General features: G+C 71.7%; 15 protein-coding genes. 2 read left to right on the forward strand and 13 right to left on the reverse strand.

Translation table 11 applies throughout. From position 1 onward, the window contains the following. Window positions 1-200: 200 nt before the first annotated feature. The 12 genes from HGK34_RS04635 to HGK34_RS04690 form a co-directional block, all read right to left on the reverse strand. On the reverse strand, window positions 201-1,469 hold the full coding sequence (locus HGK34_RS04635; protein ID WP_201845405.1) for a type II toxin-antitoxin system HipA family toxin: 1,269 nt from the start codon (window positions 1,467-1,469) through the stop codon (window positions 201-203). Between the two features lie 34 nt (window positions 1,470-1,503). Next, window positions 1,504-1,806, reverse strand: a complete 303-nt coding sequence (locus HGK34_RS04640; protein WP_201845406.1) for a helix-turn-helix transcriptional regulator — start codon at window positions 1,804-1,806, stop codon at window positions 1,504-1,506. Between the two features lie 128 nt (window positions 1,807-1,934). Further along, window positions 1,935-2,744, reverse strand: coding sequence for a serine hydrolase (locus HGK34_RS04645; RefSeq protein ID WP_201845407.1), 810 nt, complete (start codon window positions 2,742-2,744; stop codon window positions 1,935-1,937). 15 nt (window positions 2,745-2,759) lie between these two features. After that, window positions 2,760-3,464 carry a type 1 glutamine amidotransferase gene (locus HGK34_RS04650; RefSeq protein ID WP_201845408.1) on the reverse strand — a complete coding sequence of 235 codons (705 nt, stop codon included), beginning with the start codon at window positions 3,462-3,464 and terminating at the stop codon, window positions 2,760-2,762. Then, the gene (locus tag HGK34_RS04655) at window positions 3,461-4,537 is read right to left on the reverse strand and encodes an ABC transporter ATP-binding protein (RefSeq protein ID WP_201845409.1); all 1,077 of its coding nucleotides are present in this window, start codon (window positions 4,535-4,537) and stop codon (window positions 3,461-3,463) included. The genes HGK34_RS04650 and HGK34_RS04655 overlap by 4 nt, the downstream gene beginning before the upstream one ends. Beyond that, entirely contained in the window at window positions 4,530-5,927 is a 1,398-nt protein-coding gene (locus HGK34_RS04660) for an ABC transporter ATP-binding protein (protein WP_244666400.1), read from the reverse strand. Before HGK34_RS04660 ends, HGK34_RS04655 begins: the two co-directional genes overlap by 8 nt. Continuing rightward, window positions 5,924-6,820 (reverse strand): ABC transporter permease, encoded by an 897-nt coding sequence (locus tag HGK34_RS04665; protein ID WP_244666401.1) that lies wholly within the window; start codon window positions 6,818-6,820, stop codon window positions 5,924-5,926. Before HGK34_RS04665 ends, HGK34_RS04660 begins: the two co-directional genes overlap by 4 nt. A gap of 1 nt (window position 6,821) precedes the next feature. Then, entirely contained in the window at window positions 6,822-7,835 is a 1,014-nt protein-coding gene (locus HGK34_RS04670) for an ABC transporter permease (protein WP_201845411.1), read from the reverse strand. 7 nt (window positions 7,836-7,842) lie between these two features. Then, window positions 7,843-9,483, reverse strand: a complete 1,641-nt coding sequence (locus HGK34_RS04675; protein WP_201845412.1) for a peptide ABC transporter substrate-binding protein — start codon at window positions 9,481-9,483, stop codon at window positions 7,843-7,845. Window positions 9,484-9,727: 244 nt separating this feature from the next. Then, window positions 9,728-13,477: an endo-1,4-beta-xylanase gene (locus HGK34_RS04680; RefSeq protein WP_201845413.1), complete on the reverse strand. Its 3,750-nt coding sequence runs from the start codon at window positions 13,475-13,477 to the stop codon at window positions 9,728-9,730. A gap of 320 nt (window positions 13,478-13,797) precedes the next feature. Then, window positions 13,798-14,475, reverse strand: a complete 678-nt coding sequence (locus HGK34_RS04685; RefSeq protein WP_201845414.1) for an ABC transporter ATP-binding protein — start codon at window positions 14,473-14,475, stop codon at window positions 13,798-13,800. 81 nt (window positions 14,476-14,556) lie between these two features. Beyond that, window positions 14,557-16,098: an ABC transporter permease gene (locus HGK34_RS04690; RefSeq protein ID WP_201845415.1), complete on the reverse strand. Its 1,542-nt coding sequence runs from the start codon at window positions 16,096-16,098 to the stop codon at window positions 14,557-14,559. 106 nt (window positions 16,099-16,204) lie between these two features. Between HGK34_RS04690 and HGK34_RS04695 the strand changes: the two genes are divergently transcribed. Both HGK34_RS04695 and eno read left to right on the forward strand, forming a co-directional pair. Continuing rightward, entirely contained in the window at window positions 16,205-16,909 is a 705-nt protein-coding gene (locus HGK34_RS04695; RefSeq protein WP_244666403.1) for a nucleoside triphosphate pyrophosphohydrolase, read from the forward strand. Window positions 16,910-17,316: 407 nt separating this feature from the next. Then, window positions 17,317-18,597 carry a phosphopyruvate hydratase gene (gene eno / locus HGK34_RS04700; protein ID WP_201845417.1) on the forward strand — a complete coding sequence of 427 codons (1,281 nt, stop codon included), beginning with the start codon at window positions 17,317-17,319 and terminating at the stop codon, window positions 18,595-18,597. Between the two features lie 296 nt (window positions 18,598-18,893). Here the strand turns inward: eno and HGK34_RS04705 are convergent, their stop codons facing one another. After that, window positions 18,894-19,262, reverse strand: a complete 369-nt coding sequence (locus tag HGK34_RS04705; RefSeq protein ID WP_201845418.1) for a hypothetical protein — start codon at window positions 19,260-19,262, stop codon at window positions 18,894-18,896. Window positions 19,263-19,283 lie beyond the last annotated feature (21 nt).

Raw genomic sequence — 19,283 nt, forward strand, 5'->3', positions numbered from 1 at the left:
GGGTCCTTACAGCAGGGTGTGGAGGTGGGGCGTGGAGGTGGGGTGCGGCGACGTGGAGCGATGACACGCGCCCCGAGACCGGGTGGGCACACGACAACTGGCCCACTTTCCTCCTGCGGAGGGGCGGATGGGCTGAGAACAGCGTAGCGCTCGCCACTGACACGCCCCGGGCCGGGGCGGGCCACGCCGGGCCACCGGGGCTAGGCCGCCAGGCCCTGGGCCTCGCTGCGGTTCGGGTTCTCGAAGGCCTCGGCCATGAGACTGATCTCGCCCTCGGGCAGTGACAGGTCGCGGGCCAGGTCCGCCCAGCCCGCGGTGGCGGCGGAGACCTCGGCGACCACCTGGCGCGCGTCCTCGGGCCGCAGGCCGTAGGAGCCGCAGGTCTCCAGCAGCACGCGGACCTCACGGTCGATCTGGTTCCCCATCGGTCGCAGCGGCGTGGACTCCGCCACCGAGAACGGGTCCGGGTTCACGTCGAACAGCGGCGCCATCGACCAGCCGTCGTTACGGCGCAGGAACCCGTGGTTCTTCAGGTGGTCGTCCACGTTGCGCACGAGCAGGGTGAACGCGACGCGCCGGAACAGGTCGTGCCCGTCCGCGCTCGGCCGTCCGGAGTGGTCCGCGAGCGTCTCCGCGAGCGTGCGGTAGTCGATCGTCTCGAAGAACGCCTTCTGCACCAGCGACTCCGCCGACAGGAACCCGATCCGCCCGCCGGCGGGCAGTCGGTCGAACCGCCGGGTCAGCAGGATGCTGTGGCGTCCGTTCGCCCCGTCCACCCGGTGCAGTCTGGCCACGGGGATCTCGATCCCGGCCCGCGACGCGAGCCGCAGCGTGAGGTACTCCCAGGCCTGGACGTCCCAGCGGTCGGTGCGCAGCGGAAGCTTGGCCATCCACAGCTCGTCGTCCGCGTCGCGCACGGTGACCTTCGGCCGGGCGCCGCCCATCGACGTGCCGGCGGCGACCAGCAGCCGCAGGTCCTGGTCCGACCCGCGATGCTCGGCGACGGCGTCCGCCGCCTCCGTCAGCGACGGCAGTTCCACGAGTTCCGGTACGTCCGCGCGCGGCGGTGCCAGGTAGGTCTCACCGCCGTCGAGCGAGAGCCGCAACGCTCCGAGCCGGGTCTCGTCCTGCACCCCGAGCAGGAAGTCCTTCTCGGTGAGCCGCACCGACGCCCGGTCCTGGGCGCGTGCGCTGTTCCGTTCCGCGTGGAACAGCAGGGTGCGCCCCCACTGGTCCGGCTGGCAGTCGGCGAACGTGCCGAACATCGGCCGGTCACCCGCCGACGGGATCGGCCCGGGCGTCAGCGGCAGTTCCGGGCACAGCGCGTACGCGCCCGGCGCGCGCAGGTAGGCGTCGTCGTACCGGAACGTGCTGCCGACCAGCGCCCCACCGGTGTTGAGATGCAGGTCCAGCTCGCCGGCGTGAACCTGACGGCCGCCGGGCAGATGGACCTCGACACGGATCGCCACGGCGGCTCAACTCCTTCGATGCGCTGGGTGCGTGTCAGCCGGGAATCCTCACACGCTGCGGGAGGGTGCGCTCCGCGTGGAAGCGCCCGATCTCGGTGGTCAACGGGTCTGTCGCACCGACCACGGCGTCGGCGACCCCCAGGACCCGAAGCACCGCGAGGGTGTTCTCCAGGCTGGCGGTACCGGTGCCGTTCTCGATGCTGCGCAGGGTGGTGCGGGTGATGCCGGCGCGATCTGCCACGAGCTGTGCGGTGAGGCCGTGGATCTTGCGCCAGTTGCGGACATGCTCGCCGATCGAGGCGAGATCTCGGTGAGTTCGTTGGGACGCGCGGGCCATGGTGTCGGACTTTCTGGACGACGGCGGTCTGGGCGCGCCGCTTGGACTGTGGCTACCAGGATAGCCGTCGTCGCCTCTAAGGGATAGTGTGCTGTTCGTTAAGCGGGTGATCGCGTGAGAGGCCGCCTTCAGCTCGCGGGCGGCAGCCCTCTCAGCGCCACGGCCATCGCGCCGAGCGCCTTGAGAGCCTCTTCCGCGTCCGCCTCCTCGTAGCCGCGTGTGCACACGGCGACCACCAGGGCGTCCGGCCCCGGGCCGCCGAGGAAGGCCACGTCGTGCCGGATCCCGTCGACCCAGCCGGACTTGGACCCGAACGGGACGTCGTGGGGGAACGACGCCGTGAGCTGGCGGTCCGTCTGCCGGGACAGCAGGTCCAGCATCCAGGCCGTCCGCTCCGGACCCGCAAGCCTGCCGGTCACGATCGCCGCCATCAGCCGGGCGAGGTCCCGGGCGGTGACCAGATGAGACGGTTCGCCGGTGCCCGCCGCGACGAGGTCGGCGTACAGCCGGCTCAGCATCGAGTTCTCGCAGCCCGCGTCCGAGAGGGCCTGGTTGGGCGCCTCGAAGCCCACCCGTTCGATCATCATGTTGGTGGCCTCGTTGGAGGAGACCACGATCATCCGTTCGACGACGTCGGCCAGCGCCATCGGCGTGCCGTCCGGCGGGAGGCCCGCGTCGGCGTCGTCGGGCTCGATCGTGAACGTGCCCGCACCCGGCACCCGTGAGGTGAACGTCCTGGTGGCGATCAGCTCCTCGCCGGGCGACGCGGTCCCGGCGTCCAGCTCGCGAGCCGCGGCGACGAGCACCGCGAGTTTCACCGTCGACGCGGCGTAGACGACGACGTCGTCCTCGCGTGCCGCGAGCACCTCACCGGACGCCCGTGCGACATGGAAGGCGATGAACGGCACCCCGTCGCTGTGTGTCCCGGTCCGCACCATGAGATTCCTCCGTCCTTACCGAACGTTCCTCAGGAACTGGGCCCACCGTCGGACCAGGGAGCGCGACTGGGCCTCGTTCTCCTCCGCGTGCTCCTTGGCGGCCGCCGCCAGGACCGCTCTGTCGAGACCCTGGTCTGCCAGGGCTGCCTCGTCCCAGCGGAGGATCGCGTCCGGGGAAGCCTCCGGATGAAACTGCAGGCCCCAGGCGGCCCGCCCGACACGGAACGCCTGTACCCGGCACCCCGAAGACGTGACCAGCAGCGTCGCGTCCGGCGGCAGCGTCGTCACGGAATCCTCGTGGTTCTCCACCATCCACAGCGGCTCCGCGACGAACTGTCCCAGTACCGGGTCCCCGGCCGCCGCCGGCAGCACCTCCAGTGTGCACATCCCCCGTTCGGTCTCGCCCGACCGCGCCGTCACCTTGCCGCCCGCGACCTGGGCGAGCAGTTGCTCACCCAGGCAGATTCCCAGCAGCGGCACGTCACGGTCCAGTGCCTCCGCGGTGAGCGAGCGTTCGCGTGGCAGCCAGGGATGCTCGGCGTCGTCGTCCGGCAGGTAGCCGCCGCCGAGCAGGACGACGCCGTCGTACCCGTCCAGGCTGTCCGGCAGGCCCTCCGGCGCCCGGACGACGTCGGCCGTCGCGCCCGCCTCCGTCAGCCAGCCCCCGAGCCGTCCGGGACCCGAGCTCGTCGAGTTCTGCACCACCAGGACCTGCATCATGCCTCCACTGTCGCCGGGGTGGGGAGCGTGCGCGCGAAATGACACGCCGCCCGGTGTGACGGAGCGGTGCCGTCGTGAGCCGCGCCGGCTCCATGCGGCTCCAGGGAGGGTGGCGTGCTCGCACACCTGCCCGCTCCGGTTCCCCCGTCAGCCCTGGCGCCCTCCCCGAGCTGCCGTGCCAGCGGGCACCGGGTGTGGAAGGCGCAGCCCGCCGGGGGATCGACCGGTGACGGCGGTTCGCCCTCCACCATGATGGCCCGGGAGTCGGTCAGCCGCACCGCCGGGTCGGGAACCGGGAGCGCCGACAGGAGCGCCTGGGTGTAGGGATGGAGGGCTCTGTCGTAGACGTCGCCGGGCGGACCCTGCTCCACCAGGCGGCCCAGGTACATCACCGCGATCTCGTCGGCCACGTGGCGGACCACGCCCAGGTCGTGCGCGATGAACAGGTACGCGAGCCCGAGCTCGTCCTGCAGGTCCTGCAACAGGTTGACCACCTGGCCCTGGACGGACACGTCGAGGGCGGAGACCGGCTCGTCGCACACCAGGATCCGGGGGCGCAGCGCGAGCGCCCGGGCGATGCCGATGCGCTGCCTCTGCCCGCCCGAGAACTGGTGCGGGTAGCGGTTCACCTGTCCGGGATCGAGCCCCACCAGTTCCAGCAGCTCGCCGACGGCGGACGTCCGGCCGCGCGGCGGCCGCACGCGGTGGACGGCGAACGGCTCGCCCACGATCTGGCCCACGGACATCCGCGGGTTCAGCGCCGTGTACGGGTCCTGGAACACCATCTGCACGTCGCGACGCAACTGCCTGCGCCCGGCCCGGGACAGGTGAGCCACGTCCTCGCCGTCCACGAGCACCTGGCCAGACGTCGGGCGCTCGATCCCCAGGAGAGTGCGGGCGAGCGTCGACTTGCCCGACCCGGACTCACCGACCACCCCGAGGGTGCGGCCCGCGCGGATCGTGAAGGAGACCCCGTCGACGGCCCTCACGGCATCCGTGGTGCGGCGCCGGAGGCCGCGGCGCACCGGGAAGTGCTTGACGAGGTCACGGACCTCGAGGACCGGTTCAGTCATCAGCGGCCTCCTGGTTCTCCGGGGTGCTGGTCCCGGGATCGTCCCAGGGTTCGGCGGGTATCTCCCCGGCGCGGGATGCGGGTGCCGCACCGGCCCGGGGTGTGGGAATCGCCCTGTCGGGTGACGCGGGTACCGCCCTGTCGGGTGACGTCGGTACCGCCGCGGCGGAGGACGCCAGCACCTCGGCGGCGAAATGGCAGGCCGACGCACGGGTCGAAGGCGAGCCTTCCGGGCCGCGCGCTTCGATGACCGCGTCGGTGCCGGTGCGCGCGGCCGTGGCGTTGCGGGGGCCTGCGCCGCTGTACGCGTCGGTGCCGGTGCGCGCGGCGGCCACGACGGTGCCGTCGCCGTGCCCGTCGCCCGGCCCTCCGCGGTCGGCCGTCGGCATCCCGTCGACCGCCGCCAGGACCGGCGACTGCGTGCGGCACAGGTCCCGGGCCAGGTCACAGCGCGGATGGAAGGCGCACCCGGCCGGCGACGCACCGAGGCCCGGCGGCCGGCCGGGGATGACGGGGAGGCGGCGCCTCCCGGAGCCGGCCGTGGACCGGTCGGCTCCGGACGCGTCGGCGGTGGACCGGTCCACGGCCGACGGGATCGACCGCAACAGCGCCCGCGTGTACGGGTGCGCGGGCGACCGGAAGGTCTCGCGGACCGGAGCCCGTTCCACGACCGTCCCCGCGTACATGACGGTGACGTCGTCCGCCATGCCGGCCACCACGCCCAGGTCGTGCGTGATGAGCACCAGCCCCATGCGCCGTTCGGCCTGGATCTCGGCGAGCAGCCTCAGCACCTGGGCCTGGACCGTGACGTCGAGCGCGGTGGTCGGCTCGTCCGCGATGAGCACGTCCGGCTCCATGGCCAGTGCCGTCGCAATCATGACCCGCTGCCGCATGCCGCCCGAGAACTGGTGCGGGTAGTCCCTCACCCGGTCCCGGGCGTTCGGCACCTGGACCAGGTCCAGCAGCTCCACGGCCCGGAGCCGCGCATCGGCCCGAGACATGCCGCGCCGGGCACGAAGGGCCTCGGTCAGCTGCCGGCCCACCGTGTGCACCGGGTTGAGCGCGGCCAGCGCGTCCTGGAACACCATCGCGACCCGGTCACCGCACCGGCGGCGGTGCTCGCGCCGGCTCAGCCCCAGCAGATCCTCACCCGCCAGGCGGACCGACCCGCGTGCCACCCGCGCGGCGTCGGGCAGCAGCCCCATCACCGCGAGCGACGACACCGACTTCCCCGACCCGGACTCGCCCACCACCGCGAGCGTGCGGCCCGCCTCCACCCGGTACGACAACCCGTCCACCGCCCGCACGAAGCCCTCGGGCGTGCGGAACTCCACGGCCAGATCACGCACCTCCAGCAGGGGAACGTCCGACGGCGACGTCCCGGCGCTCATCGGGCCAGCCTCGGATCGAGGGCGTCGCGGAGGGCGTCGCCCAGGACCACGAGCGCCAGGACGGTCGCGACCAGGCAGACCAGCGGCGCGAGCAGGATGTGCGGGGCGCCGCCCGTCACCCACTCGGACCCCTGCTCGATCTGGATCCCCCAGCTCGTCGCGGGCGGCCGCACGCCGATCCCGAGGAACGACAGCACCGCTTCCCAGCTGATGATCCCCGCCACCGACGTCGGGAGGATCGCGGTCACCGGGCCGACGGCGTTGGGGAGCACGTGTCGCACCATGATCCGCAGGTCGGAGGCGCCCAGCGAACGGGCCGCGGTCACGTAGTCCAGGTTCTTGGTCTCCAGCACGCTCGCGCGGACGTACCGGGCATAGGGCATCCAGCTGAACAGGATGAGCACGATCGCGGGCAGCAGGATCACGTCGAACGTCCCACCGCCGAGGTCGACCCCCTGGAACAGGGACAGGATCAGGAGAGCGGCCAGCAGCAACGGGATCACGAGAAACACCTCGACGGTGCGCGACACCAGATAGTCCACCCAGCCCAGGTAGTACCCGGCGAGCAGGCCGAGCGTGACGCCGACGACCAGCGCCACACCCACGACCACCACCGCGAGCAGCAGCGACGGGCGGACGCCGTGCACCAGCGTCGCGAGCACGTCACAACCCAGCGAGTCGGTGCCCAGGGGGTGCGCGCCACCCGCCCACTGCGGGTCGACCCGCGCCTCGCGGATGTCGCAGGATCGCGGGCTCGTGCGGGTGAACAGCCGGGGGGCGAGCGCCATCGTCGTGAAGAGCACCAGGACGACGGCCGCGATCACCGCATCAGGCCGGCGCCGCAGCGCGCGCCAGGCGCCGGCGAGCGGGCGCGGGGTGAGGGTACGGTCCATGTCAGTCATCCGTTCCAAGGCGGATCCTCGGGTCGAGGAGGGCGTAGGCGATGTCGACCGCGATCATCACCAGCACGGTCACGGTGGTCAGGAGCGTCACGATGCCCAGCACGAGACCGACGTCGTCGTTCCGGACCGCCTCCCACAGCACGCCACCCATGCCGTAGATGTTCATCAGCCCCTCCGTGATGACCGCGCCGCCCAGGGCCTCGGCGAACGTGAGGCCGACGGCCGTGACCACCGGCACGGACGAGTTGCGGACCACATGGTGCACGACGACGCGCGGCTCGCTCAGCCCCTTGGACCGGGCCGTGCGGACGTGCTCGCCGGCGTACGACTCGAGCTGACTGGCCCGCACCAGCCGGATGAACGCCGCCGAGCCCGCCAGGCCGAGCAGGATCCCGGGGACGAGGACCGTCGCCCACGGGTGCGCCGGGTCGAACGAGGGCCGGAACCAGTACGGGGGCCAGCTGTCCTCGCCGAAGGTCTCCTTGGACCACCGGTTCAGCGGCACGGCCACGACGTAGCGGTACACGATCAGCAGCACGAAGACCGGGAACGCGTCGATCAGCACGGACGTGAGCCGGATGCCGTGGTCACCGGCCGATCCACGCCAGCGGGCGGCCACCGAGCCCAGCACCATCCCGAGGGCCAGCCACGTGACCACCACGACGCAGAACAGCCGCAGCGTGTTGGGCGCGGCGGCACCCACGATGTCGGCCACCTCACGGCCGCGCAGGTTCGTGCCGAGGTCTCCGCGGGCGTACTGGCCGAGCCGTTCGGCGAACGGCCCGAGGCAGGGGTTCCCGGGCTGGTCGAAGCACGGGTCGTCCAGTCCGAAGCGCTCCTCGACCGCTGCCACCTGTGCCGGCGTCGCGACCTTGTCCCCGAAGAACGCCTGCGCGGGGTTGCCGTTCAGCTGGATGGCGACGGTCGTGAGCAGGTGCAGCACGAACATCACCAGCAGCAGCGTCCCGGCCCCCTGCAGCAGGCGTCTCGCGATGTAGCGGGTCATCGGCTCCTCAGGCGTCCGTGACCTCGACCGCGCGGAGCATCGGAGCCCCGGAGAACGGGTTGAGGACCACGTTGTCCAGCCGCTCGCTGTAGTAGGTGGCGCTGAAGCTCCAGCGGAACGGGATGGTCGGGAACTCCTCGGCCAGGATGCCCTCCGCCTCCTGGTAGAGATCGATGGACTCGTCCAGGGTGGGGGCCTGCGCGGCCTCGTCGAGCTTGTCCTCGAACGCCTTGCTGTACCAGCCGAAGTGCCCCGCGCCCGGCTCGCCCGAGGCGTAGAAGCTGAGGTAGTTCTCGTTCAGCGGGTAGTCCGGGAACCAGTTGTTGCGGAACATGCCGTCGTAGCCCTGCGCCGCGCGCGTACTGAAGTAGTCCGGATCGATGTTCAGCTCGTACGGGATGCCGAGCACCGTCTCGATCGAGTTGCCGATCGCGGTGAAGTACTCCACCTCGGCGGCATCGTCGCCCAGGCTGATCTGCAGCTTCTCGCCCTCGGGCCAGCCGCCGGCCCTCCTCAGCGCCTCCTCGGCGGCGTCCGGGTCGTAGGTGCACCACTCGCAGGTCCCGGCCTCGCCGCCGGGCACGCCGCCCGGCACCACCCAGGAGTCGGCCGGCGTGGCGCTGCCGCTGCCGAGCGAGGAGATGATGCCCTCACGGTCGATCGCCATCGAGATCGCCTTGCGGAACTCGACGTTCTGCCAGGGGCCGTCGTCGTACAGGGAAAAGCCGAGGTAGGTGAGCGCCGAACCCGGCCGTTCCACGTACCGCTGGGACAGCTCCGGGTCGTTCCGGGCCGCCTCCACCTCCGCCGTCGGCGGGAACGACAGGTCGAGCTGCCCGGCCTGGAAGTCGGCCCAGCTCGACGTCTCACCCGTGGCGTACTCGGTCCAGTGGATCGCGTCGTAGTCCGGGGTCTCGTCCAGCGGGTAGTCCGCCCACTTCTCGGCCGTGAGCTCCTGGCTCTGGGTCCACTCGGTGACCTGGAAGGGGCCGTTCCCGATGGGCTCTGTCGCGCAGGCCTCGACGTCGTCCAGGCATTCCTGCGCGACGGGGAAGAAGCCCGTGTAGCCGAGCACGGTCGCGAAGCCCGCGAACGGCTTGTTCAGGGTGACCCGGAGGGTCAGGTCGTCCACGACCTCCAGGCCCGCCAGCTCGTCCACCGCGCCCGGCGCGACGATCTCGCCGTCGTCGCCGGTCTCGGGCTGCATGTCGTCGTAGCCCTCGATGATGCTGAAGAAGTAGTTGGAGTACAGCCCGTTGTCGCCGTCGGCCGTGTAGTTCCACGCTCGGGCGAACGCCTCGGCATCGACCGGCTCGCCGTTCTGGAACGTCAGGCCGGGCTTGATGGTGATCGTCCAGACCAGGTTCTCGGCGCCGGGTTCGATGGACTCGGCGACGTAGTTGTAGGGCTCGGTGGTCTCCGGGTCGTACCGGACCAGGCCGTCGTAGACGACGTCGAGCACGCTGATGTTGTCGTAGCTCCCCGCGTCGCCGGGGAACAGGGTCTCCATGTCCTGGCTGATCCAGGTCTCCACGGTGACCGGCCCGTCAGTGGCGCCCTCGACGTCGCTCGGGCTGCAGGCGGCAAGGGTGAGTGCGACGGCGGCCACGCCGGCGGTCGCGGTGATCCTGGAGGTGATCTGCGCCATGACGCAACTTTGGCACGACTCCGGATTAATGCAAGTAAATGCGTAGTAAAAGATGCGGCATCCGGTCTGTGTCGGAACGGCATCGCCGGAGGCGGGCGCCAGGGGCCGCGCCTCCCTACCGGTGACGACGTCGGCGACGGAGGTTTCCGTTGCCGCCGACGTCGTGACCGGCGCAGGTTCCCGGCGGCGGCTCCTCGGCGGATGCCGAGGGGCCGCCGACCAGGATCCTCCGAGGCGGAGCGCTCTACCGCCGCTTGGCGGCCTTCCCGCACTTCTTGACGAGCTGGGCCACACCCCAGTGCGCCGTGGACTGATAGCCGGCGCCCGTCGGGTCCGCCCAGTTGCGGATCGCGGTGCGGGCGCCGTCGGCGGCGTCGTTGACCTGGAAGTCGACGCCGTGGAACGTGCCCGTGCCGCCGTACGAGAGCAGGTCGATCGCAGCCTCGACCACGTAGCCGCCCTCGACCTGCCGCACCGCCGACGTCACCCGTGCCGCCTGGTCGGCCTCGTCGCCCGTCCCGAAGGAGACCGCGTTCTCGGCCGAGATCCGGATCTGCGTGTCGTCCGCGCGGTACGCGCCGTTCTTCGCGTTGCCGGCGTCGACGTAGATCTCCACCGAGTCCTGGATCCACGGGTCCGAGCCGGACACGTCGACCACCGGGTCGGTCACCTCGGCCAGCACGTACAGCGTGCTTCCGGACCACACGCTCCGCACCGTGGCCTCGGCGCCCGTCTCGCCGTCGATCCTCCTGGCGGTGGTGACGGGCGTGGCCTTCCGGTACGCCTTGTCCGCCACGCCGTCGATCACCGGGACCTTCCGGGCGTTGCGCACCTCGGGGATCTCCAGGAAGGACAGCTCCTCGACGAACGTCAGCGTCCCGAGAGCTCCCGGCGAGTTCCACGCCCCGGCTGCCTCGCCGCCGTCGGTCACCCGCACGTCGAACCCGGCGGTGGCGCCCTCGACGGCCGCGTCGAGCGGGAGGTGGACGACGACGTCGTACCCGCCCTCACGCTCGGACACCACGGCGGGCACGTCGCCCGTCCCGTCCCGGCCGACCGCGTAGGTCGTGTCGTCCATCGCCAGCGTGAGCGCGTCGCCGCCGTCGGCCGCTGGGTCGTCGACGGACACGTAGGCGGTCAGATGGTCCGGTGCCCAGCGCAGCTGGAACGCGGCCTGCCCGCCTGCCGCGGCGAACGTGTGCAGCGGGAGCTTGCGCCACTCCGGGGACGCGGTCGCGGCGTCGTCCAGCGGTACGTCGCCGGCGAAGACGTCCGCGGCGCGCAGCGTGGCGGGCAGGTCGCCGTCGACCACGCCGGTGTAGGCGGGCTTGGCCTGATAGGCGTCGTCGAACACGAGCGGGGCGCCGCTGTCGACCCGCCAGGAGCGGCCGTCCGTCAGGCCCCACACGGTGACGCTGAACAACTCGTCCGAGCGGTCCCGGAACGCGCGGAAGGCGTCCCGGTAGTAGTAGCCCTGCTCGATGAGGTTCGCCTGCGTGACCGGGGTGCCCGTGGTGACGTCCAGCTCGGTCACCGCCTGCGTGACGGGCAGGTCGGAGAACCGGTCCAGGGCGCCCTCCAGCGCACTGACCGGCATCGACAGATTCACGTGGAACTGGTGCCCGACGCCGTCCACCGGGACCCCGCGAGCCAGCAGCCGCTCCACCAGCGCGTGGTAGCGGTCCTGCTTGCCGGACTGCTCGGTGTTGTAGTCGTTGATGAACAGCGTCACCGGCCGCTCGGCGACCGTGTCCGACGGCGGCGCCGCGTAGGTCTCGTTGAACGCCTCGTCGGCGTACTCGAAGGCCAGGTCGATGAAGTCCTCGCCGAGGATCCGGTACCACTCCGACCGGCGCAGTCCGTCGGCGTGGTCCCCGCCGTCCGAGACCACCTCGTTGACCACGTCCCACGCGACCAGCGGGTTGGTGTCGGAACCGAAGAGCCCGTAGTCGTCCGACAGGTTCTGCGCGATCGCGAAGATGTGGTCGTGCAGGCGCTGGCGCAGGATCGCCTGCCCTGCGGCGTCCGCGGTCAGCGGCTCCCCGGCGTCGTCCTGGAAGAACCAGTCCGGCGTCTGGCTGTGCCACGCCAGGACGTGGCCGTAGACGCGCAGGTCGTTCGCGGCGGCGAAGTCCATGAGGGCCGTGGCCTCGGGGTGACGGCGGAACGTGCCCTCGTCGTCGTACCAGGCCTCCGGCTTCATGTGGTTCTCGGGCGTGATCTGGCCGAAGTGCCGGGTCAGGAGGTCCGACGCCGGGCTGCTGGTCTCGCGGGAGTCGATCGCCACGCCGACCGGGAAGTCCGTCGTCGCGCGGATCGGCGTGAGGTCCTCGACGACCGGGGGCCTCGGGACCGAGATCTCGATGTCGTCGACGTACCAGTCGCTGAGGTTCTCGCCGTTGTAGGCGGTCTCCAGGTAGAGCAGCGCGTCGTCGGCCGGCGGCATCGTGAAGCTCGCGGTGACCTGCCGCCACGCGGAACTCGACATGCCGTCGAACTGGCCCACGGTGTCGTAGCTGGTCTCGCCCCCGCTGGTGTGGGCGAGGCTGAGCCAGACGTTGCCCGGCGTGGCGCCGTCGGCGAACCGGACCCAGGCGGACACCTCGTACGTGACACCGGCCCGCAGCGTGTCGGTGACGTCGAGGCCGATGCCGTCGCCGGTGTTCTCGCGGTTCGTGATCCCGGCGGAGTAGACGGACTCGTGGGCCTGGGCGTCGGTGGCGGCGACCGTGAAGCCGCTGCCGTCCGCGCCGTTGCGGGGGCCCCAGCCCCCGAGCGTGCCGTCCTCGAAGTCCGTGGTCAGCACGGTGCCCGATGCCGGGGGAGTGCCCTGCGGGAACACGAACTCCCAGCCGTCGGCGAGGCGCTCGGTGACCACCGTGCGTACCGCGGCGAGGGTGCCGGAGCGGTCGCCGCCGCCGTCGTGGGCGAGCACGAGCTGGCCGGGCACCATCGCGGCGCGCAGGTTGTCGGTGAGGGTTGCCTCGTCCTGCGTCTCCCAGTCCGCGATGGTGTTGCGCACGTCCAGCGGCTGCATGCCCAGTTCGACGGCGACGTCGGACGTCACGCCCCACGAGCCGTTCGGCGCACGCCAGAACGGGACCTTCTGGTTCGGGTCGCCGAGCGCCTCGCGGATGATCCGCAGGTTGTCGACCATGTCCGCGCGCACCTGCTCGGACGTCCAGCCGCCCATGTCGGCGTAGCCGGTCGAGTGGTTGCACAGCACGTGGCCCTCGTCGACGATCCGGCGCAGGAGCTGGGCGCCGCCGTCGGCCTGGATGTTCTGTCCGATCACGCAGAACACGGCGTGCAGATGGTTCTCCGCGAGGAAGTCCAGCAGGGCGGGCGTGGTGCCGGGGTTCGGCCCGTCGTCGAACGTGAGGGCGGAGACGTCGCCGCTCCCGTCGGCGAGATACGCCGGGGTGGGGACGGGGTTGATCGCGCCGCCCGGCGCGGTGCCCGGATCCGGGCTGTTCTCGCTGGTCACGAGGATGTCGTCGACCATGATGGTGTACGGCCCCTCCTGGTCGGTGGTGCCGAGGTAGGCCTGCAGGGCGCTCGGGTCGGCGTCGGCCGGAGCGGTGAACGAGCCGGTCACGGTGGTCCACTCGGACGTGATGGTGGTGTTGCCGATCCAGTCGTAGTCCGGCTTCATCACGAAGCGGACGCCGGTGGAGGCGGGCTGGGTCTCACCCGCGGCGGCGGGGGCGAGGCGGGCACGCATCGAGAAGTCGTACGTGGCGCCGGCCTCGAAGATGCCGGTGGGGGACTGGATGCCCTCGTAGTCGGCGGCGCGGGTGATGGACAGGACGTTGTCGGCGGCGTCGTCCGGGTCGGGGACCACGTCCAGCGTGGCGCCTCCTGACGCGGTCCAGGCACCGGTGGTGCCGTCGGCGAAGTCGACCGCGGTGACGACGACGGGGTCGGCCGCTGCAGGTGCCGTCAGGGCGACGGTTGTCGCGACGGAGCCGGTCAGGGCCAGTGAGGCGGTCACGACGGCGGCGGTCGCGCGGCCGCCGGGGGGAGTGGGCGGACGGGCGTGTGTAAAACGATTTCTCGATGGGAAACGATTTCGATCAAACATCAGAGGCGCTCCCTTGCGCAGTCCGGGTGCTTTGGGCGTGATGGTAGCCACACCCCGGGAGCGAAGGCCAGCCGCAACCGGGCGATCGGCCTCGCCGCGCCCCACCCGGCGACCACGCCACTCCGGGGCGCACCCATCATCCGGAATGGTGTGGTCGCCGGGTGGCCCGCAGGAATGGCGTGGTCGCCGAGGATCGCGTGGTCGCTGTTCGGCGAGGAGTCGCGGGGGCCTCAGCTGCCGGTCAGTTCCTTGAGCCGGCCCTTCGCGATGCGAATGCGGCGCGGCGTCCGGGCCGCCACCGCCGAGTCGTGCGTGACCATGACCAGCGTCAGGCCCTGTTCCTTCCACAGGCCTTCCAGCAGGTCGATGATCTCGTCCCGGGTCTCCTCGTCGAGGTTTCCCGTGGGCTCGTCGGCCAGCAGCACGGTCGGGTTCTTCACCAGCGCCCGCGCGATCGCGACCCGCTGCTGCTGCCCGCCCGACAGCTCGCCCGGCAGGTGGTCGGCCCGCTCGCCCAGCCCCACGGACTCCAGCGCCTCCAGGGCACGCCGCGCCCGGTCAGCCTTCGTCACACCCATGGGCACGAGCGCCGTCTCCACGTTCTCCTGCGCGGTCAGGGTGGGGATGAGGTTGAAGTTCTGGAACACGAAGCCCACGGTCTCCGCGCGGACCCGGGTGAGTCCGGCGTCGTTCATGGTGGCCAGGTCCTTCCCGTCCAGCATGATGCTGCCCGACGTCGGCCGGTCCAGCCCGCCCAGCGCCTGGAGCAGCGTGGACTTCCCGCCTCCGGTCGGGCCCTGGACGGACAGCAGCTCGCCGTCCGCGATGCGCAGGGAGACGTCGCGCAGCGCGTGCACGGTCCGCTTGCCCTGGGTGTAGGTCTTGCTCACGTTCTCGATCTGGTACATGACATGCCTTCTCTCGGTGTACGACGACGGCGCGTGGAGCGGTGACGCGCGGTGTGCTCCACGCGGCGGCCGCCTGGTGGCTCAGGCGAGGGAGCGGAACGCCTCGGCGGGGCGCAGGCGAGCCGCGCGCTGCCCGCCGACGACGCCCGCGACGAGACCGCCCAGCACCGCCAGGCCCACCGCGGCGACGACGATCCACAGGGAGACCGGCGCGTGCAGCACGACGTCGGACACGGTCCCGGTCAGCCCGCCGCCACCGCCGCCGCCGAACCCGGCCGGGCCGCCTCCCGCAGCCTCACCCGCGGCGTCCTGCATCGCCTGGCCCATCTGCGGCCCGCCGCCCCTGCCGCCGAACCCCCCGATCTGGGCCCCGGCGGACCCGCTCAGCGTGATGCCGGAGAGGTTCACCGCCAGGACGGCCAGCCCGCCCAGCGCCACGCCCGCGACGCCGCCGATCAGACCCTGGGCGACGGACTCGCCCGCGATCTGCCCCACCACGCGGCGCTGCGGCCACCCGAGCGCCTTGAGCGTGCCGAGCTCGCGCGTGCGGCGGTTCACCCCGGAGACGGTGAACAGGATCGCCAGCCCGAAGGCCGCGAGCAGGACGATCACCGACAACCACCTGCCCAGCGTCGAGACCAGGGACGCCGCCGTGGACAGCGAGCCGGACACGCCCTCGGCGAGATCGGCCTGGGTGGAGACCGTCGCGTCCGGCAGTTGCGCACCGATCGCGGTGGAGACGGCCTCCACGTTCGACGACGAGTCGACCTGCACGTACAACGTCGTGACCTGGCCCTCCATGTCGGCGAGCGTCGCGGCCACGTCGATCGGGAGGTAGACGTTCGCCGCCGTCTCCACGCCCTCGCCGGTGGTCGACGCCACGGTGCCGATCACCTCGAGGTCGGTGCCGCCCACGGTGATCGTGTCGCCCACCGCGATCTCCTCCTGCTCCGCGTAGACGGCGTCGAGCACGGCCACGTCCGCGCCGGTGTCGGACGCCTCGAAGGTCCGTCCGTCGGCCACCTCGGTGGTGGTGAGCGGCCCGACGGCGTCCGCGGCCGGGTTGATCCCGGTGATGGTCTGCTGGTCGATCTCGAAGGAGGACGGGCCGCCCTGACCGCGGCCTTGTCCGTCGCCGTCGCCGGCCTGGCCGGGAGCCGCGCCGGGCTCCCCGGCCTCGCTCAGCTGGTCGAAGTCGGGCATCTCACCCGAGAAGCTGGTGCTGGTCAGCTCCAGCGTGGCGGCCACGCCGGTCACGTCGTCGAGGCCGGCGACGGTGTCGAGTGCGCTCGCGTCGAACGCCGTCGTCCCGGGGCTCGTGCGCAGGCGCTCCTGCGCGATCTCCCGCGTGCCGTCGTCGGTCGCCTCCCCGTCCTCCGCGTCGAAGTCGAAGCGGCCCGGGCCGAACCCGCCACCCTCACCGGGCTGGGCGTTCTGCGTCACGGTGATGTCGGTGCCGACGCCGTAGACCGACTCCAGGACGTCGGCCTGCGCGTCGCGAACGCCGGCGGACACGGACGAGACCACCATGACCAGTGCGATCGCAACGGCCAGCCCGATCGCGACCACGGCCGTCTGCTTGCGTCTGTTGCGCAGCTCCCTGCGCAAGTACGTGAGGAACATGGCGCCGAGGCTCGCGCGAACCGCTGGGGCGGTCCTGGCGCGATGCTGTGGTGACGCTATGAGTCTGCCTGCCCGCGGACCCGGCGGGACGTGGGAGCATCGGCGCATGGATGAGCTGCGCCGCGCCGTCGACGTCATGGACCGTCTCTACTCGCCCGGCGGATGCCCGTGGGACCGGAAGCAGACCCACACCTCGCTCGTGCCGTACCTCCTGGAGGAGGCGCACGAGCTGGCCGAGGCCATCGAGTCCGGCGACCGCGACCACATGCGCGAGGAACTCGGCGACGTGCTGCTCCAGGTGCTGTTCCACGCGCGGATCGCGGCGGAGGAACCCGAGCCGTTCGCGGTGGGCGACGTCGCCCGCGATCTCGCCGACAAGCTCGTGAGGCGTCACCCGCACGTGTTCGTGCCCGACGGCCAGGAACGGTCCGCCGACGACGTGCTCGCCGGATGGGAGGACATCAAGCAGGCGGAGAAGCAGCGCACCTCCGTGCTGGAGGGCATCCCGCTGGCCCAGGGCGCGCTCGCCCGTGCGCAGAAGGTCGTGTCGCGCGCCGCCAAGGCCGGGATCGCCGGCACGGTTCACGAGGTGGCGCCCGGTGCCGCGGTCCCGGGTGCCGGTGAGCCGGGACCCGCGCGGGAGAACGAAGAGCCGGCGTCGTACACCCTCGCGGAGCGCTACGGCGCCGAGCTGCTCGACGTCGTCCGGCGGGCCCAGGCCGACGGCGTGGACGCCGAGCAGGCGATGCGTGCGGCGAGCCGCGCCCTGGAGGAGCAGGTGCGCGCCGCGGAGTCCGCGCCGACCGCCTGAGGCGCGCCGCCGGTCCGCATGGGCCCGTGCAGGTTCGGTTCCGTCGGTGCTGCCCTGCCGGCGCTGCTCTGCCGGTGCTGCCCGGCGTGCTGCTCTGCCGGCGCTGCCCGGCTGGCGCTGCCCGGGGTGCTGCTCTGCCGGTCTGCTCTGCCGGGATCTGTTCTGCTGGGATCTGCTCTGCCGGATCTGCTGTGCCGGATCTGCCGTGCGGGTGTTGTGCTGCCGGTGTTGCTCACCCGGCGCCGAAGTCCGCCCCGTGCGGACTCATCCCGTGCCGGCCGTGCGGGTGGTCGGCACCTGCGGTGCGTGGGGTGTCCGCTGGTCGGTCCCGGGGATCACGAGGGGCGGGCCTTGGCCATAGGCTGGGGGCCGTAACCTCCGAGCAACAACCTGATCGAGGAGAACCCGTGGCTAGCATCGAAGCCGTTGGAGCACGCGAGATCTTGGACTCGCGCGGCAACCCGACCGTCGAGGTCGAGATCGTCCTGGACGACGGCACCTACGCCCGCGCCGGCGTGCCGTCCGGCGCGTCGACGGGCGCGTTCGAGGCCGTCGAGAAGCGCGACGGCGACAAGAGCCGCTACCTGGGCAAGGGCACGGAGCAGGCCGTCGCCGCGGTGAACGAGCAGATCGCCCCCGAGCTCATCGGGTACGACGCCGAGGAGCAGCGCATCGTCGACGCGACGATGCTGGAGCTGGACGGCACCCCGAACAAGGCCAACCTGGGCGCCAACGCGGTGCTGGGCGTGTCGCTCGCCGTCGCGAAGGCCGCCGCGAAGTCCGCCGGCCTGGACCTGTTCCGCTACATCGGCGGCCCGAACGCGCACGTGCTGCCCGTCCCGATGATGAACATCCTGAACGGCGGGTCGCACGCGGACTCGAACGTGGACATCCAGGAGTTCATGATCGCGCCGATCGGTGCCCCCACGTTCAAGGAGGCGCTGCGCACCGGCGCCGAGGTGTACCACGCCCTCAAGTCCGTGCTGAAGGAGAAGAGCCTTGCCACGGGCCTCGGCGACGAGGGCGGCTTCGCGCCGAACCTCGCGAGCAACCGCGAGGCGCTGGACCTGATCCTCGTCGCGATCGAGAAGGCCGGCTACACGCCGGGCTCCGACGTGGCGCTCGCGCTCGACGTGGCCTCCACGGAGTTCTTCTCCGAGGGCTCGTACTCCTTCGAGGGCGGCAAGAAGTCGACCGAGGAGATGGTGTCCTACTACGAGCAGCTCGTGGCGGACTACCCGCTCGTCTCCATCGAGGACCCGCTGAGCGAGGACGAGTGGGGTGCCTGGTCGGCCCTCATGGAGTCGGTGGGCGACAAGGTGCAGATCGTGGGCGACGACCTGTTCGTCACCAACCCGGAGCGCCTCGCGCGCGGCATCGCCGAGAAGTCGGCCAACTCGCTGCTGGTCAAGCTCAACCAGATCGGCACGCTGACCGAGACGCTCGACGCCGTCACGCTCGCGCAGCGCAACGGCTTCACCACGATGACCTCCCACCGCTCCGGTGAGACCGAGGACACCACCATCGCGGACCTGTCCGTGGCCACGAACGCCGGACAGATCAAGACCGGTGCGACCGCCCGCGGCGAGCGCATCAACAAGTACAACCAGCTCCTGCGTATCGAGGACGCCCTGGACGACGCCGGCCAGTACGCCGGCCGCACGGCGTTCCCCCGCTTCCAGGGCTGACACCGGCACGCTTCCCCGGGCTTCCCTGACTCCCGGGCGGTTCGGCCTGGCCGGACGGTGCGTGGTCGGTCGTACGGCGTGTGGTCGGTCGTTCGGCGTGTGGTCGGTCAAGTGATTGACCGACCACACGCCGAACGACCGACCACACGCCGTTTCCGGCAGGGGCGGCAAGCCGGTCGGGTCTTGTGAGCGGCGCGCCGTTCGAAATGTCGTGATCATCGACGCCACCGTCGGCACAATCAAGGCGTGTCCTCGTCTCGCCGCCCCATGTCGCCGTCCGCCTCCGAGCGGCGTCGTCAGAGCGGGCAGCCGCGGGCGTCCAGCGGGGAAGGGAAGCCCGCATCGGGGAAGTCGGCCGGCGGGAACGCGACCCCGGGGAAGTCTGCTCGCGGGAACGCGGCCGGCGGGAAGCCTGATGCCGGGAAATCGGCCGGTGCGAGCCAGGCCGGCGGGAAGCCCGCATCGGGGAAGTCGGCCGGTGCGAAGTCGGCCGGTGGGAGCTCGGGCGGCGTGACGTCGGGCGACACCGGTGCCGCGGGCGCCAAGGCCGCGCGTTCGACGACGTCCCGTCCCGCCTCCAGCGGTTCCAGGTCGGTCACGTCCAGGTCCGCGGCGGTTACCGGCTCCGGTGCGTCCGGGGCGATGCGACGGCCGTCGTCGGGCACTCCGAAGAGTGGTCAGCGGGG

This window comes from Myceligenerans indicum (assembly GCF_016742955.1).
Classification (GTDB): domain Bacteria; phylum Actinomycetota; class Actinomycetes; order Actinomycetales; family Cellulomonadaceae; genus Myceligenerans; species Myceligenerans indicum.

Coding starts and splice junctions, on each gene's coding strand:
- HGK34_RS04655 (WP_201845409.1), bottom strand. CDS start 4,537: ATGACTGAACCGGTCCTCGAGGTCCGTGACCTCGTCAAGCACTTCCCG.
- HGK34_RS04665 (WP_244666401.1), bottom strand. CDS start 6,820: ATGGACCGTACCCTCACCCCGCGCCCGCTCGCCGGCGCCTGGCGCGCG.
- HGK34_RS04675 (WP_201845412.1), bottom strand. CDS start 9,483: ATGGCGCAGATCACCTCCAGGATCACCGCGACCGCCGGCGTGGCCGCC.
- HGK34_RS04640 (WP_201845406.1), bottom strand. CDS start 1,806: ATGGCCCGCGCGTCCCAACGAACTCACCGAGATCTCGCCTCGATCGGC.
- HGK34_RS04670 (WP_201845411.1), bottom strand. CDS start 7,835: ATGACCCGCTACATCGCGAGACGCCTGCTGCAGGGGGCCGGGACGCTG.
- HGK34_RS04660 (WP_244666400.1), bottom strand. CDS start 5,927: ATGAGCGCCGGGACGTCGCCGTCGGACGTTCCCCTGCTGGAGGTGCGT.
- HGK34_RS04695 (WP_244666403.1), top strand. CDS start 16,205: ATGGATGAGCTGCGCCGCGCCGTCGACGTCATGGACCGTCTCTACTCG.
- HGK34_RS04645 (WP_201845407.1), bottom strand. CDS start 2,744: ATGGTGCGGACCGGGACACACAGCGACGGGGTGCCGTTCATCGCCTTC.
- HGK34_RS04685 (WP_201845414.1), bottom strand. CDS start 14,475: ATGTACCAGATCGAGAACGTGAGCAAGACCTACACCCAGGGCAAGCGG.
- HGK34_RS04650 (WP_201845408.1), bottom strand. CDS start 3,464: ATGATGCAGGTCCTGGTGGTGCAGAACTCGACGAGCTCGGGTCCCGGA.
- HGK34_RS04690 (WP_201845415.1), bottom strand. CDS start 16,098: ATGTTCCTCACGTACTTGCGCAGGGAGCTGCGCAACAGACGCAAGCAG.